General features: G+C 65.7%; 17 protein-coding genes, 2 tRNA genes and 1 pseudogene. 10 read left to right on the forward strand and 10 right to left on the reverse strand.

Annotated features, from left to right (window positions below):
- Positions 1-218 precede the first annotated feature (218 nt).
- Both C5B91_RS11195 and C5B91_RS11200 read left to right on the forward strand, forming a co-directional pair.
- Positions 219-437: a helix-turn-helix domain-containing protein gene (locus C5B91_RS11195; RefSeq protein WP_008094913.1), complete on the forward strand. Its 219-nt coding sequence runs from the start codon at positions 219-221 to the stop codon at positions 435-437.
- Between the two features lie 447 nt (positions 438-884).
- A complete protein-coding gene (locus tag C5B91_RS11200) occupies positions 885-1,304 on the forward strand; it encodes a hypothetical protein (protein ID WP_115819340.1) in 420 nt (139 codons plus the stop codon).
- Positions 1,305-1,398: 94 nt separating this feature from the next.
- Here the strand turns inward: C5B91_RS11200 and C5B91_RS11205 are convergent.
- Together C5B91_RS11205 and C5B91_RS11210 are read right to left on the reverse strand one after the other, a co-directional pair.
- Positions 1,399-1,472: transfer RNA gene (locus tag C5B91_RS11205), tRNA-Thr, on the reverse strand.
- 11 nt (positions 1,473-1,483) lie between these two features.
- Positions 1,484-2,020, reverse strand: coding sequence for a GNAT family N-acetyltransferase (locus C5B91_RS11210; RefSeq protein ID WP_008094916.1), 537 nt, complete (start codon positions 2,018-2,020; stop codon positions 1,484-1,486).
- Positions 2,021-2,348: 328 nt separating this feature from the next.
- On the opposite strand from C5B91_RS11210, the gene C5B91_RS11215 reads away from it, so the two are divergent.
- The 4 genes and pseudogenes from C5B91_RS11215 (at position 2,349) to C5B91_RS11230 (ending at position 6,264) form a co-directional block, all read left to right on the forward strand.
- The gene (locus tag C5B91_RS11215; RefSeq protein ID WP_172795825.1) at positions 2,349-3,287 is read left to right on the forward strand and encodes a branched-chain amino acid ABC transporter permease; all 939 of its coding nucleotides are present in this window, start codon (positions 2,349-2,351) and stop codon (positions 3,285-3,287) included.
- Positions 3,284-4,651 carry a branched-chain amino acid ABC transporter permease gene (locus C5B91_RS11220; protein WP_049967844.1) on the forward strand — a complete coding sequence of 456 codons (1,368 nt, stop codon included), beginning with the start codon at positions 3,284-3,286 and terminating at the stop codon, positions 4,649-4,651. Before C5B91_RS11215 ends, C5B91_RS11220 begins: the two co-directional genes overlap by 4 nt.
- Positions 4,644-5,506 (forward strand): annotated as a pseudogene (locus C5B91_RS11225) (ABC transporter ATP-binding protein). Before C5B91_RS11220 ends, C5B91_RS11225 begins: the two are co-directional and overlap by 8 nt.
- Positions 5,503-6,264, forward strand: a complete 762-nt coding sequence (locus C5B91_RS11230; protein WP_115819342.1) for an ABC transporter ATP-binding protein — start codon at positions 5,503-5,505, stop codon at positions 6,262-6,264. Before C5B91_RS11225 ends, C5B91_RS11230 begins: the two are co-directional and overlap by 4 nt.
- Before the next feature lie 33 nt (positions 6,265-6,297).
- Here the strand turns inward: C5B91_RS11230 and C5B91_RS11235 are convergent, their stop codons facing one another.
- Together C5B91_RS11235 and C5B91_RS11240 are read right to left on the reverse strand one after the other, a co-directional pair.
- On the reverse strand, positions 6,298-7,503 hold the full coding sequence (locus tag C5B91_RS11235) for a hypothetical protein (RefSeq protein WP_115819343.1): 1,206 nt from the start codon (positions 7,501-7,503) through the stop codon (positions 6,298-6,300).
- A gap of 119 nt (positions 7,504-7,622) precedes the next feature.
- Complete coding sequence (locus tag C5B91_RS11240) at positions 7,623-8,936, reverse strand: ABC transporter substrate-binding protein (RefSeq protein WP_049913567.1); 1,314 nt, start codon at positions 8,934-8,936, stop codon at positions 7,623-7,625.
- Between the two features lie 186 nt (positions 8,937-9,122).
- On the opposite strand from C5B91_RS11240, the gene udk reads away from it, so the two are divergent.
- On the forward strand, positions 9,123-9,818 hold the full coding sequence (gene udk, locus C5B91_RS11245; protein WP_008094926.1) for a uridine kinase: 696 nt from the start codon (positions 9,123-9,125) through the stop codon (positions 9,816-9,818).
- Positions 9,819-9,854: 36 nt separating this feature from the next.
- Here the strand turns inward: udk and C5B91_RS11250 are convergent, their stop codons facing one another.
- Complete coding sequence (locus tag C5B91_RS11250; protein ID WP_008094928.1) at positions 9,855-10,175, reverse strand: DUF5785 family protein; 321 nt, start codon at positions 10,173-10,175, stop codon at positions 9,855-9,857.
- Positions 10,176-10,321: 146 nt separating this feature from the next.
- Between C5B91_RS11250 and C5B91_RS11255 the strand changes: the two genes are divergently transcribed.
- A complete protein-coding gene (locus C5B91_RS11255) occupies positions 10,322-11,053 on the forward strand; it encodes a GNAT family N-acetyltransferase (protein WP_008094930.1) in 732 nt (243 codons plus the stop codon).
- A gap of 349 nt (positions 11,054-11,402) precedes the next feature.
- On the opposite strand, the gene C5B91_RS11260 is transcribed toward C5B91_RS11255, so the two are convergent.
- From C5B91_RS11260 to C5B91_RS11280, 5 genes are all read right to left on the reverse strand, one after another.
- Positions 11,403-11,486 (reverse strand) — tRNA-Ser (locus C5B91_RS11260).
- Positions 11,487-11,532: 46 nt separating this feature from the next.
- On the reverse strand, positions 11,533-12,288 hold the full coding sequence (locus C5B91_RS11265) for a hypothetical protein (RefSeq protein WP_008094931.1): 756 nt from the start codon (positions 12,286-12,288) through the stop codon (positions 11,533-11,535).
- A gap of 96 nt (positions 12,289-12,384) precedes the next feature.
- Positions 12,385-13,020, reverse strand: coding sequence for a uracil-DNA glycosylase family protein (locus C5B91_RS11270; protein ID WP_008094933.1), 636 nt, complete (start codon positions 13,018-13,020; stop codon positions 12,385-12,387).
- A 255-nt stretch (positions 13,021-13,275) separates the two neighbouring features.
- Positions 13,276-13,593, reverse strand: a complete 318-nt coding sequence (locus C5B91_RS11275) for a hypothetical protein (RefSeq protein ID WP_008094935.1) — start codon at positions 13,591-13,593, stop codon at positions 13,276-13,278.
- The gene (locus tag C5B91_RS11280) at positions 13,590-14,630 is read right to left on the reverse strand and encodes an Mrp/NBP35 family ATP-binding protein (RefSeq protein WP_115819344.1); all 1,041 of its coding nucleotides are present in this window, start codon (positions 14,628-14,630) and stop codon (positions 13,590-13,592) included. The genes C5B91_RS11275 and C5B91_RS11280 overlap by 4 nt, the downstream gene beginning before the upstream one ends.
- A 259-nt stretch (positions 14,631-14,889) precedes the next feature.
- Here C5B91_RS11280 and moaA point away from each other — a divergent pair, with 259 nt between their 5' ends.
- Positions 14,890-15,852: a GTP 3',8-cyclase MoaA gene (gene moaA, locus C5B91_RS11285; RefSeq protein WP_008094938.1), complete on the forward strand. Its 963-nt coding sequence runs from the start codon at positions 14,890-14,892 to the stop codon at positions 15,850-15,852.
- Between the two features lie 54 nt (positions 15,853-15,906).
- A complete protein-coding gene (locus C5B91_RS11290) occupies positions 15,907-16,794 on the forward strand; it encodes a universal stress protein (RefSeq protein ID WP_115819345.1) in 888 nt (295 codons plus the stop codon).
- Positions 16,795-16,867: the final 73 nt, after the last annotated feature.

A 16,867-nucleotide genomic window follows, 5' to 3' on the forward strand; every position in this document is an offset into this window, starting at 1 on the left:
CGCCGGGCCTCGCCACCCGACGGCCCGCGACCCGTTCCCTTCGACGACAGTCGAAGTCGGCGGCGTCGAACACCGACAATTATCCGATGTACGTTCGTGACGAATACAACGATTCTCTCGAATTCGGGACGTTCGCGGCCTCACCCCCGACCTCGGTTCTTCGACGATTGTTGTAAGAGAGTTTTATTATCGTCGAAGCAAACAGGATGACAACGACCATGCAACAGACGGTTCCGACCATCGAAGTCCCCGGCGAACTCGAATCGCCCTCGGCCAAGCTCGTGTACCTCTATCTCACCACGCACGACGGCGCGTCCATCACCGACCTGCAAAACGGGCTGGAGATGAAGAAGATCGCCCTCTACAGCATCCTCAGTACGCTGTCGAAGCGCGGCTTCGTCCGACAGGACGCCGAACGCTACCACGTCGCTCAGTGACGGCTCGGCGAGTCAGTGATTTCTCGGTGACCGCGCCGCCCGTACCTGTGCGCCGTCGCGGACCATATCCTCGCAGTTCGGGCAGACACGCGGATTCTCCATGCCATCTGGAGTGAAGACTCGGGCGTATGCGGGCGTCACGAACGAACCACAGTTCTGACATTCCGGCATGGTATCTAGTATCCTCCATGAATATCACATAAGTTTTCTCCCTAGACGAGTGCGAGAAGGAGGCCGACGAGGAGGAGCGCGAAGATGAGAAGCGTCACGGCGAACATGAATTGATCGGTCCCGTTCATACCGAACACGACGTTCCGGATAAAGATAAAATCCCGTCTCGACGCCGCGTCCCCGCCGCGTTCGACGGGATTCTCTGATTTTCGACCGCGATAACGAGGGGGGTAGAACTAAATTCATCGCCACCGTCGGTCCCGTAACGGTCCTCCAATGGAGTTCGTGTACGCGTTATCTGGGTTGTTCGCCGGGCTCTTTCTCGGAGCGGTGGCTGTCGTCACTGCGCTCACGTACACCCCCTACGGCGCGTCGCTGTTCGACACCGCGATAACGGCGCTGACCGGTGTCACGCTCCAACTGGGAAACCTCCTGTTTATCTCGGCGCTCACCGCCCTCGCGTTCGAGGGGCTCGCGATGAGCGGCATCCGGTATCCGGTCGTCGTCCCCGCGGCGTTCGCGTACGTGCTCACTCACGTCACGGTTTACTACTCGTGCATCCGCATCACCGACCTCCAGTCGGAGCCGCTCGACCCCGACGTTATCATCAAGCATAATCCGTTTCGGGCGCTCGTCCTCGGCGTGCCGGGGTCGCTTCTCCTCATTCGGGTCCGGCCGCCCGCGGGGCGGAACTGAAACCGTATCGACGAACCGCGGGCGCGGCTCCGGCTCGCTGCGACTGAACGCGGGGCCCGCGTGGGGCGCAAAAAACGGTCGAACCGGCGAAGGAAGCCAGGAGTGGGATTTGAACCCACGAAGTCTCGATTACAAGTCGAGTGCATGAACCGCCCATGCTCTCCTGGCGCGTCCGTCGATTACCGGTCCTCCTTTGAGTGTGTATCGTTTCGCATCGATTTCTCCAGTTCGACGCGGTGCGGTCGGTAGCCGTGCCGCCGATAAAACCGACGGGCGGCGTCGTTGTCCGCCAGCACGTCCAGCGCGACGGTATCAGCGCCGGCGTCTCCGAGCGCGGTCTCCGCCGCCGCCAGCAGTCGCGCGCCGACCCCGGCGTCTCGGTACGCCGGGCGGACGAACAGGTTCCGAATCATCCCGCGGGTCGCGTCCTGCTCGTACGCCTCCGCCTCGATGTCGAACATGACGAAGCCGACGATATCGCCCGTCTCCGCGCCCTCCGCTTCGTCTCCGTCGTTCCTCTCGGTCCCATCGGTCCCCTCCTCGCGGGCGACGAGCACGCCGTCGGCGGCGACGTGTCGCGCCAGCGCCTCCCGTATCGGCGTCCGGTTAGCGTCGGCGCGGAGGTGCGACCCGAACGACCGCTGGTCCGCGGCGAGTTCGACCCACAGGTCGGCGAGGTCGTCGAGGTCGGAAAACGCCGCCGAACTGACGCGCATGGGCCCTGTCGGGGCTCTATCCGCTTTTAAGTGTCGGCGATTCGGGCCGAAATCGGGGAATCGCGGCCCTGCGGGGTGCCGAGCGGGGTCAGTAAAGACGACCGATGAAGAAAGATTTATCTATGTTTATCGTCCGCACATATCATGAGGATAGTTATCAATGGGTATTGCCGAAACCTACTCCCGTGGCAGGCAGTTCGCCATCGAGCGTCCGTTCGCGCTCGTCTTGGCGGTCATCGTAGTCGTACTATTCGGTGACTTGCTTCGCGGGTTAGCAACAGGGCAGACGCAGTTTGCCGACATTGGCACGCTGGTCTGGGATGGTCTGATGCGGGGGCTCGTAATCGGCCTCGCGGGCATCGGGTTGTCGATGACGTACAGCATTCTAAACTTCGCTAATTTCTCGCACGGCGACTACATCACAGCCGGGGCCTTCTCGGGGTGGGCAACGACGTACCTCATCGCCGGACTGGGACGCGCCGACATCGGCGCGCTCCTGCTCGTCGGGGCCGGGGGGTCGGTCTACGGCGGGACGCTCGGCATCGGAATGCTCTCGACGCCGCTCGCGGTCGTCGCCGGCATCGTCGTCTCCGGCGCGTTCGCTATCGCGCTGTCGCTCGCGGTCGACCGCACCATCTTCAAACCGATTCGGAACGAGGACGGCATCACCCTCCTCATCACGAGTATCGGCGTCGCGTTCGCGCTGCGCTACCTGATGCAGTTCGTCTTCGGATCTGACGTGCGCGGCACGACCGCCCAGCCGCCGTCGGTGTCGCTGTACTTCATCGATGGCACAGTCTTCATCAACGCCCACGACATCACGCTTCTCGTGGTCGCCTCGGCCTTGATGCTCGGCGTCCACGTCCTCTTACAGCGGACGAAACTCGGGAAGGCGATGCGCGCGATGGCCGACAACAAGGACCTCGCGCTCATCACCGGTATCTCGACCGAGCGCGTCGTCCGCGCGACGTGGATTATCGGCGGCGGGCTGACCGGCGTCGCGGGGTACATGTTCATCCTCTGGAAAGGGACGCTCGGGTTCAACGACGGGTGGCTCCTCTTGCTTCTCATCTTCGCCGCGGTCATCCTCGGCGGCATCGGCTCCATCTACGGGGCCATCGCCGGCGGCCTCGTCATCGGACTGACGGCGTCGATGTCGGTCCTGTGGATTCCCTCGGCGTTCTCGCGGGCCGCGGCCTTCGTCGTCATGATCGTCATCCTCCTCGTGAAACCGTCCGGGCTGTTCAGCGGGAGGGCGACCGCATGAGCGTCCGCGACGACTTCACCGCCCGCATCCCGGGCGGCGACGCGGGCCTCATCGTACTGGTCCTCCTCGGGACGTACCTCGCGTACGTCCTCGCGGGGGTCGTTCTCGGATACACGCTCCGCGGTCAACTCAACTCCATCGCGACGCTGACGTTCTACATCGGCGTCTTCGCCATGCTGTCGCTCGCGCTCAACCTCCATTGGGGGTACACCGGGCTGTTCAACATCGGCATCGTCGGCTTCATGGCCGTCGGCGTCTACGTCACGGCAATCGTGACGAAGCCGACGTACGTCGCCGGCGGCGCGGCGCAGGTCGGCGGCCTCGGCCTGCCGCTTTGGGTGGGTATCCTCGCCGGCATGACCGCGGCCGCGCTGTTGGGACTCGTGGTCGCGCTCCCGGCGCTTCGGTTGCGGGCCGACTACCTCGCAATCGTCACCATCGCGATGTCGGAAATCGTCCGGTTCAGCTTCCTCTCCGGGGAACTCCAGCAGTTCCAGCTGTTCGGTAACCGCGTCGGATTCGGCGGCGGGTCGGGTCTCATCCTCGACTTCGCCCCGCCGCTGGAGGCGCTGCTTCGTGGCGTCGGCCTCTGGAACGGATACCTCGGCTTCGTCGATGCCTTCCAAGTCCTCGTGCCGAGGAACCCCAAGCCGGTCGTCGACGGTCTCGTCTACGGGCTGTTGCTCCTCGGGTTCGTCGCGGGCTTCTACTGGCTGCTCAAGCGCACCGGCGAATCGCCGTTCGGTCGCGTGCTGAAGGCCATCCGCGAGGATGAGGACGTCGCGAACGCCCTCGGCAAGAACACCGACCGGTTCAAAATCAAGTCGTTCATGCTCGGCTGTGCGCTCATGGGGCTCGCCGGCATCCTCTGGCTCGTTCCACAGGGCGCGGTGACGCCGAACTTCTTCCGGCCGCGCGTGACGTTCTTCATTTGGATCGCGCTCATCATCGGCGGGGCCGGTTCGAACACGGGGAGCGTCCTCGGTGGGGCCGTCTTCGCGGCGGTGCTCTACCAGGGACCGCGGTACTTCCAGAACCTCGTGTCGGCGGTGTTCCCCAACCTCGACTCGCCGTCCGGCTTCGGGCAGGCAATCTCGCCGCTCATCTCGCAGTTCGACCCCGTGCCGTTCCTCCTGTACACGGTCGACAGCATCCGGCAGCTCCAACTGGTCGTGATGGGGCTCGTGCTCATCTGGCTGATGCACAACCGGCCGGAGGGGATGCTCGGCTACCGCAAGGAGACCGCGTCCGTCATCCCGCTGTCGCGGCCGAAGTCGATGGCCGTCGACGGCGGCGACGACGACTCGGTCCGCACCGACGGCGGCGTCGACGCCGCGGCTCAGGGAGGTGAGACCGATGAGTGACGCCGCGGACCAACCGGTCGAAGACGTGGCGAACAAGGTCGACGAAGGGGCGCTCGGCGCGTTCGCCTCCGGCGTCGACACGTCGGTCGACTACCCGCTCCGAGTCGAGGGACTGGAGAAGTCCTTCGGCGGCATCACCGCCGTCGACGGGGCGACCTTCGAGGTCGAAGCCGGGTCGCTCACGGGTCTCATCGGCCCGAACGGGGCCGGCAAGTCCACGACGTTCAACCTCTCACGGGCATGCTCAAGCCCGACGCCGGCACGGTCACGTTCAACGGCGAGGATATCACCGGCGAGGAGCCGCACGAAATCGCCAACCGCGGGATGGTTCGGACGTTCCAAATCGCCCGCGAGCTGAGCGAGATGACCGTCCTCGAGAACATGATGCTCGCGCCGAAACACCAGCGCGGCGAGACGCTGTGGCGCTCCGTCATGCCGGGCGTCCGCGACGACGTCCGCGAACAGGAAGAGGAACTCCTCGAACGCGTCTGGGAGGTGCTCGACTTCTTCGACATCGCCCACATCGCAGAGGAGTACGCAGGCAATCTCTCCGGCGGGCAGCGCAAACTCCTCGAGATGGCGCGGGCCCTCCTGACCGACCCCGACATGCTGCTCTTGGACGAGCCGTTCGCCGGGGTCAACCCCACGCTCGAGAAGAAACTGCTCGAACACGTACACGAACTCCGCGAGCAGGGCTACACGTTCCTGCTCGTCGAACACGACATGGACCTCATCATGAACAACTGTGAACACGTCATCGTCCTCCACCAGGGCTCGGTGCTCACGGAGGGGACGCCGGACGAGATTCGGAGCAACGAAGAGGTCATCGAGGCCTACCTCGGGGGTAACGTATGAGCGTCGACGCCAACACCGACGCGACGAGCGGCGCGGGCGTCGAAGGGCGCGACGACGTACTCCTGCGCGTCCGCGACCTCGACGCCGGCTACGGCGACCTCCAGATTCTCACCGACGTCGACATGGACGTGTTCGACGGCGAGTACGTCACCATCGTCGGCCCGAACGGGGCCGGCAAGTCCACGACGATGAAGTCCGTCTTCGGCCTGACCGCCCACATGGGTGGGACCGTCCGGTTCAAAGACGAGGACATCACCGGGCGTCGACCCGAGGACATCATCCACGTCGGCATCGGTTACGTCCCGCAGAACGACAACATCTTCCCGACGCTGACGGTCGAAGAGAACCTCGAGATGGGCGCGTACATCCTCGACGAGGTGCCGCAGGACGCCATGGAGGCGGTCTACGAGCGGTTCCCCATCCTCAGAGAGCGGAAAGACCAGAAGGCGGGCACGATGTCCGGCGGGCAACAGCAGATGCTCGCGATGGGTCGCGCGCTCATGCTCGACCCCGACTTGCTGCTTCTCGACGAACCCTCGGCGGGGCTCGCGCCCGACCTCGTCGAGGAGATGTTCGACAAAATCGACGAGATTAACGAGGCCGGCACGGCCGTCCTGATGGTCGAACAGAACGCGAAGGAAGCGCTCCGACGCTGCGACCGCGGTTACGTCTTAGCCAACGGACAGAACCGCTACATGGACACCGGCACGGCGCTCCTCGAAGACGAACAGGTCCGCCAAGACTTCCTCGGCGGGTAGTCCGTCTCGGCGGCCCACGCTCTTTTTCGGCAATCAACTGCAGACGTACTCGAATGACTCGACCGAGAGGTCGCCATCTCCACCGCCGCCTCCGTCGCCGTCGCCTCCGCCGCGACCATTGAGGGTCACCGTCACGTTCGTGTTCCAGCAGTAGCACGCCGCGTAGTCGACCGTTTCGGACCCCGCGGCCGTCTCGATAGTGAGTTCGTACACGTCACCGATGGGAACCTCGAAGCCGACGGTCGATTCGCCGGGCGGGGCAGTCCGGTTCGTCTCCGAGACGTCCGCGCCACCAGAGCCGGTCTCGCCGCCGGCGTCGTCACTAGCGGTGTCCGCGTCGGCGGGTCGAACGAGCGTCAGCGTCAGGTCGCGCTCCGCCTCGCCCTCGTGTTCGACGTGAACCGAGGCCGTCTTGGGCCAGCCAGACCCGACCCGAAGCGAGCCGTCTGCCGCGACGAGCACCGCGAGCGTCGGCCAGCCCCAGTTCTCCGGGATGTCCCACTCGTGGGTCGCGGTGCGGCCGTCTTCGGCCTCCACGACCACCTCGTAGGTCCCGTGGGACGCCACGAGCGCCGGCGTCGAAATCTCGCGGTCGGTCGCCGCGTCGAAGGCGCGTTCGAAAACGCGGCTCCCGTCGTGGTCGATGGCGACGGTGAGCCGAGCGTCGGCGTCGCTCCGATTCCGAATCGTCGCGCCCGGCGGTGCGAAGATGTCTTTCGCACCCGTGACGGTGTACGGGAGATCGGCAGCGTCGAGAGCCGGCCGCACGCGTTGTCGCGGTTCGAGGTCCGCGTCGGACGTGACGACGAGTTCGAGATGGCGCGCCTCGTCGGTGACCGTCCACTCGTAGTCGAGCGTCGCGCCCGCTTCGAGTTCCGCGACGACGCGGACAGTTCTCTCACCGACGAGGTCGTTCTCGACGCTCCGCCCGCGGCCGGGCCCCGCTCCGATGTCGAGCGACCCGACGAAACGCGTCTCGTCGCCGTCGGTCACACGGACCGACAGCGTGTGCGACTTGTCGTCCTCGTTGACGACCGAGAGGCCGATGCTGGAGTCCGGTTCCGACGTGTTCGTCTCGGTCGTCGTCTCGGTCGTCGTCTCGGTCGGCGGGTCGGTCGTCGCCATCGTCGTCTGTGGGTTCACGGGGGTCTCGACCGGTTCGTCCAAGTCGCTGAGACAGCCGGCGGCGAGCCCGAGGGCCGAACCGGCGACCGTCGAGAGGAGGGCGCGGCGCTTCATCGACTCACATCTGTCAGCGGTCGTATGAGTGTCTTGTGTCGGGGAGTCGTGTGCGGCAGTCGAGCGCAACCGCTCGCGTCGGCGGCGACGAAAGAAAAGTCGGGTCTGTCGAGTCGGTCTCAGTTGTCCGGGCCGGAGAGCGCCGTCTCGATGACGGAGGAGTACGACGACTCGCCGATGTTGAACGCGACCTGGTTGTACACTTCGCCGTCGAACGAGTCGCTGAACACGTTCGAGAAGCGCTCCGAGAGCTGCTGGCCGTAGTCGTTGTTGACGTACAGCGTCGAGACCGAACTGACTTCGAGGCGCTCGGCCATGACCTGCGCCATGACGCGGCCCTGCAGGAAGTCGGACGGTGCAGTTCGGAAGATGAAGTCGTTGTCTTCGAGGTTCGAGACGGACAGCGCCGTCGAGGACGGCGAGCACCCGACGATTTCGTTCGGGATGAACGCCTGCTGCGAGACGGGGACGTTCACGCCGGACGACGCGGACCCACAGACGGACGGAACACCCGCGGAGACGAGCGACTGCGCGGCGGAGACACCGGCGTCCGGGGACGTCTGGGTGTCTTCGATTTGGGCGTTGACGGAGAGCCCGGCCGGGTTGGCGTCGTTGACCTGCATGACAGGAATCTGTGCGGCCTGAATCATCGGCGCACCGACGGCAGCGAGGTCGCCGGTTTCGGGCAGCAGGATGCCGACCGACATCTCGCGGTCGGAACCGCCCGGACCGCTGTCCGCGGACGGGCCGTTCCCGTCGGGGTTCTCGCCGGCGAACGACTGCGTCTCGACGCTCGACGTGGCGTTGTTCTCGGCGTCGAACTCCCAGATGGCGTACGCGGCTTCCGCCGGGTCGCCGTTCTCGTCGAAGTTGACGGACGAGGACGCGCCCTGGTAGTCGATGTCTTCACCGTTCGCAGCGGCCTCGATGCCCTCGACGAGGTTGTCCGGTCCGACGGTCATTCCATCGGGGTTCGCCATCCGGCGCATCTGGTCTTTGATGGCCGGGCCGGAGTTCTCCCCGGCGGCGGCGTTCGAGAGCAGTTGAATCGCGACCGAGTCGTAGGTCTGCGACGTGAAGACGCCCGGGGCCGCGCCGTACTCGTCTTCGAACAGTTGGTTGAACGTGTCTTGGTTCGGACCGCCCGCGGCGGGTGCCGTCCCGGTCACGTTCGCCATGTCGTTGCCGACCTGTCCGGGCATCGACCCGGAGCGCATTCCGTCGGGCACGAGTATCTCCTCGCTCCCGTCGGACGCGCTGTAGTAGTCACGGAACAGTTGAATACCACTTTCGGGGTAGCCGATGACGACGAGCCCCTCGGGACCGCCGCCACCGCCGCCGCCACCGATGCATCCGGATAAGCCAGTCAAGCCTGCCGCGCCCGCGGCTCCCACTCCCTTGAGGAAGTCGCGGCGTACGATATCACGTACCATGTGAAAGGCAATGGCAACTCCCGCTTATAAAATTTACTCCCTGCGTTTGAAAAGCCACGATAATTGCGACCGACGGCGGTGCGAGAATCGGCTGTGTGAGAACGTCAGACATCGTGCTTTATATACTCACACGCCGAAGCCGGAGAACCGCTGCGTTCAAACCCGTTCGCGGGCGTCTTTGGGACAATGACTATCCCGTCGTTCGTCATCGGTATCGCGGGGGGGAGCGGTGCCGGCAAGACTACCGTGGCCCGACTCATCACGGAGAACGTCGGCGAGTCCGTGACGCGGATTCCGATTGACAACTACTACAAAGACCAGAGCCACCTCGAGATGACCGAACGCGAGCAGGTGAACTACGACCACCCCTCGGCGTTCGAGTGGGACCTCCTGTACGAACAGCTCTCGGAGCTGCTGGAGGGGAGAGCGGTCGAGATGCCGCAGTACGACTTCGAGATACACAACCGGAAGCCCGAGCGGAACACCGTCGAACCGACCGACGTCATCATCCTCGAGGGGATTCTCGCGCTCTACGACGAGGACGTAAACGAGATGCTCGACCTCCGGCTCTACGTCGAGACCGACGCCGACGTTCGCATCCTCCGGCGCATCCAGCGCGACGCCATCGACCGCGGACGCGACCTTCAGGGCGTCATCGACCAGTACCTCTCGACGGTCAAGCCGATGCACGAGCAGTTCATCGAGCCGACGAAGAAGCACGCGGACCTCATCATTCCCGAGGGGGCCAACAGCGTCGCCGTCACGCTGCTCGAAGAGAAAGTCCAAGCGGAAGTCGAAGGCGACGAGACGCGCACTTGGGAGCGCGACGCTATCGAACGGAAAGTCCAAGAGCGGACCTCGTCCCGCGGTCCCGACAACTAACGCGGCGTCGCGGGTCGAAAACCGGGGCCTCGAAGATTACGCTTTCTTGCCAGTGACGAACTGCGCTGCGCCCTCGTAGAACCAGAAGTCGTTTTCGCGCATCGCCTTGCCGACTGCCTTGTGCAGTTCGACGAAGTCGCCGAACTCCTCGCCTTCGACGTGCTCGAAGATGTCCGCGAGCGAGACGACGCGCTCGTAGTCGAGTCGGATGGGGTGGTCGCCGAACTCCTCGACGAACTCCGCTTTGTTCAGCGGGAAATCCTCGTCTTCGTCGATCTTCTTCGCGATGACCGCCTGGCCGTACTTGCGTCCGCCTTCGCTCCCCTCTTCGCCGTCCGGGTCGTGTGGCCAATCCATACCCGAGTGTTGGCAGGCCGATTCAAAGCCGTTACGCATTTGTGGGAATCTGTCATGCGGAACGCCGCGGTCGAGCTCTGCCCTTCGTGTCGTTTGCTACCGATGAACAAGAAATATACGCGTGGCACGCCATCGTTCTTGGAGTCATGCGAGCGACCGAGCGGCCGACGTTCGAATCCGAGGCCAGCAAGCTGATTTACGAGTACGTCGAGCGGCACGGCACCGCGAAACGGAACGTCCTTCTCGACGTCGCGCCCGTCTCGTCCGACGAGTTCAGAACCGAACTGGAGCGACTGAAATCCCGCGGCTATCTCCAAGAAGACGGCGGCACCCTTCAGTTGGCGCTCGACGTGGGCGCTATCGAGGAACACCAGACTGACGCGGGAATCGTCACCATCCGGCCCGCCCGTCAGCGCGACTTCGAGGGTCTGGTCGACGCCATTCGCGACGTGACGTCCGAAGAGACGTACGTCGTCGCCGAGGCAATCGCCGAACAGCTCCTCTACGACGAGACGGTCACGCGCCACAACCGGGTGGAGTCTCGGGTGTTCTTCGTCGCCACCATCGGCGAGGAGGTCGTCGGCTGGACGCACCTCGACCTCCCGCAGGTGTCGCGCATCCGCGAGACCGCCCAGCAGACCGTCGGCGTCAAGGGAGAGTACCGTGGTTCAGGCATCGGCAGCCTCCTGCTTCGCCGCGGGCTCGACTGGGCCGAAGCCAACGGCTTCCGGAAAGTGTACAACAGCGTTCCGATGACGAACGACCGCGCGCTGGAGTTCCTCGGCGACCACGACTGGGAGACCGAGGCGATTCGCAGGGACCACTACACTATCGGCGACGAGCACGTCGACGAAGTGATGATGGCGTACCGGTTCTGAGCGGGGCGGCGGCAGTGGGTCGGTTTTTGCGGGGTTGTCGGTCGATTCTCTGAGAACGCGGTGGGACTGGGATTTGAACAACGTCGAGACGGTCCCTCGCTCCGCTCGGGCTGCGACTCGTCTCGCTCAAATCCCAGTCCGTCTCCGAGTCACGCGTTCACCGGAGACGCGCAGCTAAACCTGCGCGTCTCGGTTCTCTGAGAATGCGGTGGGACTGGGATTTGAACCCCACTCGCTCCGCTCACACCGTTCGCGTCGCTCCCTGCTTCAAATCCCAGTTGACCGACTCGACGCTCACGCCGGCGAGCACACGCGACGCGGTGCTCGCCGAGTTGTTCGCGTCAGAATGCGGTGGGACTGGGATTTGAACCCAGGATTCCGTGAGGAAACCTGCTTTCAAGGCAGGCGCGTTAGGCCACTCCGCCATCCCACCTTCGCACGACAGTTTTGAGTCGGATACCTAAGTGTTGTCGCTTCGCTCAGTCGCGGACGAGCTCCAACACGCCGTCCGTCGATTCGACCCGAAGCCCCTTCTCGAAGACGAACGTCGTCGTGTGCTCGGGGACGACCCGCTCCGACTCGACCCGCGAGCGGAGCATCGGCACGACCGTGGCGAGGTCCGCGCCCGTTTCGAGGACGGGAAGCATCGGGACGTAGTCGAGGCCGTGGCCCGCGTCGTCGGCGCGCTCGGCGAGCGTTTCGACTTCCGGCTCCGCGTAGGCGTCGGTGAAATCGATGGGGTCGAGGAAGCCCGAGAAGTAGACGCGCCCTTCCGTCGAGGGGCCGAGGACGACGGGCGTGCTCCGGAGCTTCATCGCCGCGCTGTCGATGTGGGTGCGCCCGAGAAGCGGCGCGACCGGGCGGACGATAGCGGCCGAGTGGACCTCCTCCTCGTTGAGGAGATGCGAGACGGTGTTGCCCGCACGGGCGGAGAACGACGAGCCGACCTGCGGTTCGAACCGCACGCCATCGGTGCCGCCGAGGGCGTCGGCGACGACGCTCCGAATCTCGGCTTCCGAGTCGTGGTCCCCGGCGAACTCGTCCGGGAGGTCGTCCTCGGTACGGTAGTTGACGAGGAGGTCGCCGCCGGAGCGCTCGACGGCGATACAGGCGTCTTTGAGCATCGCGGCGTAGAGCTCCGCGGCTTCGGCTTCGGTGAGCGGACTCGTCTCCGCGAGTGCCGAAAGCACCAGTCCCGGCCGCGGCGGTTCGGCGAGTACGGCGATGACCGTCATACCCTCCCCTCGCGCCGGGGAACCCTTGAACCCGCCGCTTGTGGCCCGTCGAATCGGGGGGCCGCGGGGACGGAACGCTCCGCGCGCCGCCCCGTTTCAGCGACTCTGTCGTCCCTTCGTCTGTCGGTAGTCCCGGCCGAACACGGACTCGCGGACGTGTTCGACGAACGCCTCGGCGTCGGCGTCGGTCAATCGCTCCGGCTCCTTCATCGGGACGAGTTCGAAGCCGCGGCCGCGAATGGTCGTCGCGTGCTCCGCGTCGACGTCGAAGCTGTCGGCCGCGCGCGTGGTGTAGTCGAACGCGAGCGCCTCCAGCGCGGCCTGCCCGACGGGGACGATGATGTGCGGGTTTATCATCCGAATCTCCGCGTTCAGGTAGGGCTCGCAGGTCGCGACCTCGTCGTCGGTCGGCCCCCGTTCTGGGTGGCGACAGCGCGTGAGGTACGTGAAAAAGACGTTCTGCACGTCCGGCTCGTCGGCGTCCGGTTCGGACCGGACGAACCCGAGGTCGCCGAGGATGCGCTGGACGCGCGCTCCGGCCTCGTCGCCGGTGAAGGGGACGCCCGTCCGCTCCGCGGCCGCGGTCGGGGCCTCGCCGACGAACAGGAACTCCGCGCCCACGTCGCCGTAGCCGTGGACGACCTGCTCGCGCGTCTCGCAGAGCGCCGAGCAGTTCGTGCAGTCGGTGTCCATCGAGAAGGGGTTCCGGAACTGGCGTTGGTGTGCGTCCACACCCTCGAATTCGGCTCCGGGACCAAAACCCGCCCGGTCCGTGCAGATAGCCGGGCCGTCCCATCCCGCTCCGTCGCTGGCGGGGGTCAACCGAGTCGGCGAGTGCGTGGTGAAAGTGAACACGGGGCGAATGGGAGGAGACGCGGGCGAAGACGGCACAGTCGCTCGAATCGCGGCGTCGAGGAAAGCGGAAGTGAACCGAGCGGGGGCGAGCGCGAGTCGGACAGTCGGAGTGATTCGGCGGTCAGAGGTGGTTCAGCGGTCGATGCCGCCCTGCGCCTTGATGTCCATGATGTGGCGGACGTTCAGGTAAATCTCCTCGGGCGAGGTGTCGCCGTCGGGGTCGTAGAGGTCGCTGACGCGGTAGAGGATGGCCGACACCTGCCGGCTCTCGGAGGACTCGCCGTAGATGTCGTCGGCGATGTCGCGGAGGAACGCGACGCGCTCTGGGTCCGCGGGGAAGTCGGCGTCGGAGTCCGGGGCCATCTCCCAGTCGACCTCGTCGGGGTCCGCGTCTGAACTCGCATCCGCATCGGCGTCCCCGCCCGCGTCGGGCCGTCCGTCGTCGCTCATCGCTCGCTGACGGTCCGCCGCTGGACGACGCCGACCATGTCGGCGATGTTCTCGGTCATCACGCGGAACGCGTCGGCGGTCTCGTCGCCGTCTTCGAGGACGATGGGCTTGCCGCCGTCGCCGCCCTCGCGGACGGCCGGGTCGAGCGGGAGCGCCCCGAGGAACGGCAGGTCGTTCGAGGCCGCGAACTCACGGCCGCCGCCCGCGCCGAAGATGTCGTGGCGGTTCCCGCAGTCGGGACACCGGAACGTGCTCATGTTTTCGACGATGCCGAGGACGTTCGTGTCGTGCTTGCCGAACATCCGGAGTCCCTTGTTGGCGTCGTCGAGGGCGACGTTCTGCGGGGTCGTGACGATGACCGCACCCGTGAGCGGGAGCGTCTGAAGGATGGACAGTTGGGTGTCGCCCGTGCCCGGCGGCAGGTCGAGAACGAGGTAGTCGAGGCTGCCCCACTCCACGTCCTCGACCAGCTGCGTGAGAAGCTGGTGGACCATCGGGCCGCGCCAGATGACCGGGTCGTCGTCGCCGACGAGGAACGCCATCGACATGAGCTTCATCCCGTACTTCTCCGGCGGGACGATGGTCTGGTCTTGAGTCGCCTGCGGCGCTTCCTCGGCGGCGACCATCCGCGGGACGTTCGGCCCGTAAATGTCGGCGTCGAACAGGCCAACGCGCGCGCCGAGCTTCGAGAGGCCGGCCGCGAGGTTCACGGCGACCGTCGACTTCCCGACGCCGCCCTTCCCGGAGGCGACGGCGATGATGTTCTTCACGCCGGGGAGGACTTCCTCGTCGGGGTCGCGGTCGCTCGGAATCTTGGCGGTGAGGTCGGCCTCCAGCCCGTCCTCGACGAGTACCTCGCGGATTCGACGGCCGATGTCCGTCTCCGCCGGGGAGTACGGGGCACCGAGCGCGAGCGAGATGCGGGCGGTGTCGCCGTCGACCTCGACGGCGTTCACCAGTCCGAGCGAGACGATGTCGTCTCCGAGTTCGGGGTCCTCGACCGCACGCAAGCGGTCGCGTACGTCGGCTTCGTCCATGTCCGTCACTCCGGCGGTGCGGCCGATAAGGGTTTTGTAAGGTCCCGTCGCGCAGTGACGGACGCAATTGACGACCCGTCCCACCGCGGGTCGCGCCGGATTCTGGCCGACTGCGGAGCGTCGTCGACCCGTGCGGCTGCGGGGCGTCACTGCCCTGACCGCCACCGGGTTCGGGATGCGGCGGCCGTAACCCAATCCAGTTACGCCGCCCCAGTCATCGACAGCGAATTTATCAACGTACGCTTCCAGGATTCGGTATATGGTGCTGGTGGACGACTTTGGCCGCGAGGTAACCGGCGTTCGAATCTCTCTGACTGACCGGTGTAACTTCGATTGCGTCTACTGCCACAACGAGGGCTTGGGCGACACGCGCGGGCCGATGGACCCCGCCGACGAGGAGATGAGCGCCGACGACGTGGTTCGCTTTCTCGAAGTCGTCGAGGGGTACGGCGTCGAGAAGGTGAAGTTCACCGGGGGCGAGCCGATGCTCCGCTCGGACCTCGAAGAGATTATCCGGCGGACGCCGGATTCGATGGAGACGTCGCTCACCACCAACGGGACGTTCCTTGGCGACCGAGCGGAGGACCTCGTCGCGGCCGGACTCGACCGCGTGAACGTCTCGCAGGACGCTCTCGACCCCGAGGCGTTCGCTCAAATCACGAAGTCCGGCGCGTACGACAAGGTGATGGAGGGCGTCAAAGCCGCGGTCGATGCCGGCCTCACGCCCGTGAAACTCAACATGGTCGTGTTCACGAAGACCGCGGGCCACGTCGAGGAGATGGTCGAGTACGTCGCCGAGAACGAGGGGCTACAGCTCCAACTCATCCAGTACATGCCCGAACTGACGGGCCGCCCGGAGTGGAACATCGACATCGAACGGGTCCACCGCTGGCTGGCCGACCTCGCCGACGAGGTCGAAGTCCGCGACATGCACCACCGCCGCCGCTACTACGTCGGCGAGGGGATGGTCGAAATCGTCGACCCCGTCGAGAACCCCGAGTTCTGCGCCAACTGCCATCGCGTGCGCGTAACACACCAAGGATATCTCAAGGGCTGTCTCAACCGCAACGACGACCTGCGCCCGATGGGCGAGATGACGCGGGAGGAAATCCGCGAGACGTTCGAGGCGGTCGTCGCCAACCGCGTGCCGTACTACGGCGAGTACCTCGTCCGCGACGGCGACGACGGCTGGACCATCAACGAAGAGTACATCGGGGCCTGAGCGGCGACCGTCCTGACGCGCGAGCTTTTCTCCTCCGACGACTTTTCGGAGCCCATGACTGTCACCGTCGAGCGGGTGGTCCTTGCGACGGACGGAAGCGAACCCGCGAGAACGGCCGCGACCCACGCGCTGTTTCTCGCCCGCGTCCTCGACGCGCCGCTCCACGTCGTCTCCGCGACCGGCACGTCGCCGGCCGCCGCCGCCGAGACCGCCGAACCGTCCGTAAGCGCTGCTTTCGAAGCGGAGGAGGCCGTCAGCGCGGTCGTCCGTCGTGCGCTCCTCGCGGACGTCCGAGCGACCTCGGAAGTCGCCGACGGTCCGGCCGCGGCCGTCGTGGAGCGCGCCGTCGGCGAGGGAGACCTGCTCGTCATCGGGCGGCGCGGACAGACCGGTTCCGGTCGGTTTCTCGTCGGGTCGGTCGCGGAGCGGCTTCTCGGCGCGCCGCCGGTCCCGACGCTCGCGGTTCCGGCGGCGGCCACCGACCCGGAGTACCGGACGGTTGCGCTTCTCGCGGACGGCGAGTCGTCGTCGGGGTCGGCTGCGCCGCTTGCCCGCCGCATCGCCGCGGCGACCCGCGCGACGCTCCAACCGCTCACCATCGTTGACGGCCGCGATGCCGCAGTCGGGTCGCGGGAGACTCTCCGAGCGCTCGAAGCCGAGGCGCGAGCCCGACTGAACGACGTCGTCGCCGCGGCCGCGAGAGACGCCGTCGAATCCGGTGGAACCGTCCGAATCGGCGAGCCCGCGGCCGAACTGCTGGCGCACGTCGAACGGGTGGGAGCCGACGTGGTCGTCGTCGGCGTTGAGAGGTCCGGCCGCGAAATCCGACGATTCCGGCGCACGGAACACTGCGCCGACGGGGTCGTCGCCAGTCGAGTCGTCCGCCACGCGGGAGTTCCGGTCCTCGTCGCCCCGAGCGTGAGAGACAGTGTAAAACGCTGAACTAGTTTTTAGAAGTTCCATTCAATTTATACGTTCCCACTACTCAGGGTAGCGTGTTGATTGTACGTTCAGT

The sequence above is a fragment of the Haloferax sp. Atlit-10N genome (genome assembly GCF_003586325.1).
GTDB classification, from domain to species: Archaea; Halobacteriota; Halobacteria; order Halobacteriales; family Haloferacaceae; genus Haloferax; species Haloferax prahovense.

Excerpts from the sequence above, each read along its gene's own strand:
- C5B91_RS11230 (WP_115819342.1), top strand. The coding sequence starts at position 5,503 with ATGAGCGTCGACGCCAACACCGACGCGACGAGCGGCGCGGGCGTCGAA.
- C5B91_RS11200 (WP_115819340.1), top strand. The coding sequence starts at position 885 with ATGGAGTTCGTGTACGCGTTATCTGGGTTGTTCGCCGGGCTCTTTCTC.
- moaA (WP_008094938.1), top strand. The coding sequence starts at position 14,890 with ATGGTGCTGGTGGACGACTTTGGCCGCGAGGTAACCGGCGTTCGAATC.
- C5B91_RS11250 (WP_008094928.1), bottom strand. The coding sequence starts at position 10,175 with ATGGATTGGCCACACGACCCGGACGGCGAAGAGGGGAGCGAAGGCGGA.
- C5B91_RS11275 (WP_008094935.1), bottom strand. The coding sequence starts at position 13,593 with ATGAGCGACGACGGACGGCCCGACGCGGGCGGGGACGCCGATGCGGAT.
- C5B91_RS11255 (WP_008094930.1), top strand. The coding sequence starts at position 10,322 with ATGCGAGCGACCGAGCGGCCGACGTTCGAATCCGAGGCCAGCAAGCTG.
- udk (WP_008094926.1), top strand. The coding sequence starts at position 9,123 with ATGACTATCCCGTCGTTCGTCATCGGTATCGCGGGGGGGAGCGGTGCC.
- C5B91_RS11280 (WP_115819344.1), bottom strand. The coding sequence starts at position 14,630 with ATGGACGAAGCCGACGTACGCGACCGCTTGCGTGCGGTCGAGGACCCC.
- C5B91_RS11215 (WP_172795825.1), top strand. The coding sequence starts at position 2,349 with ATGCGGGGGCTCGTAATCGGCCTCGCGGGCATCGGGTTGTCGATGACG.
- C5B91_RS11240 (WP_049913567.1), bottom strand. The coding sequence starts at position 8,936 with ATGGTACGTGATATCGTACGCCGCGACTTCCTCAAGGGAGTGGGAGCC.
- C5B91_RS11265 (WP_008094931.1), bottom strand. The coding sequence starts at position 12,288 with ATGACGGTCATCGCCGTACTCGCCGAACCGCCGCGGCCGGGACTGGTG.
- C5B91_RS11220 (WP_049967844.1), top strand. The coding sequence starts at position 3,284 with ATGAGCGTCCGCGACGACTTCACCGCCCGCATCCCGGGCGGCGACGCG.
- C5B91_RS11210 (WP_008094916.1), bottom strand. The coding sequence starts at position 2,020 with ATGCGCGTCAGTTCGGCGGCGTTTTCCGACCTCGACGACCTCGCCGAC.
- C5B91_RS11195 (WP_008094913.1), top strand. The coding sequence starts at position 219 with ATGCAACAGACGGTTCCGACCATCGAAGTCCCCGGCGAACTCGAATCG.
- C5B91_RS11290 (WP_115819345.1), top strand. The coding sequence starts at position 15,907 with ATGACTGTCACCGTCGAGCGGGTGGTCCTTGCGACGGACGGAAGCGAA.
- C5B91_RS11235 (WP_115819343.1), bottom strand. The coding sequence starts at position 7,503 with ATGAAGCGCCGCGCCCTCCTCTCGACGGTCGCCGGTTCGGCCCTCGGG.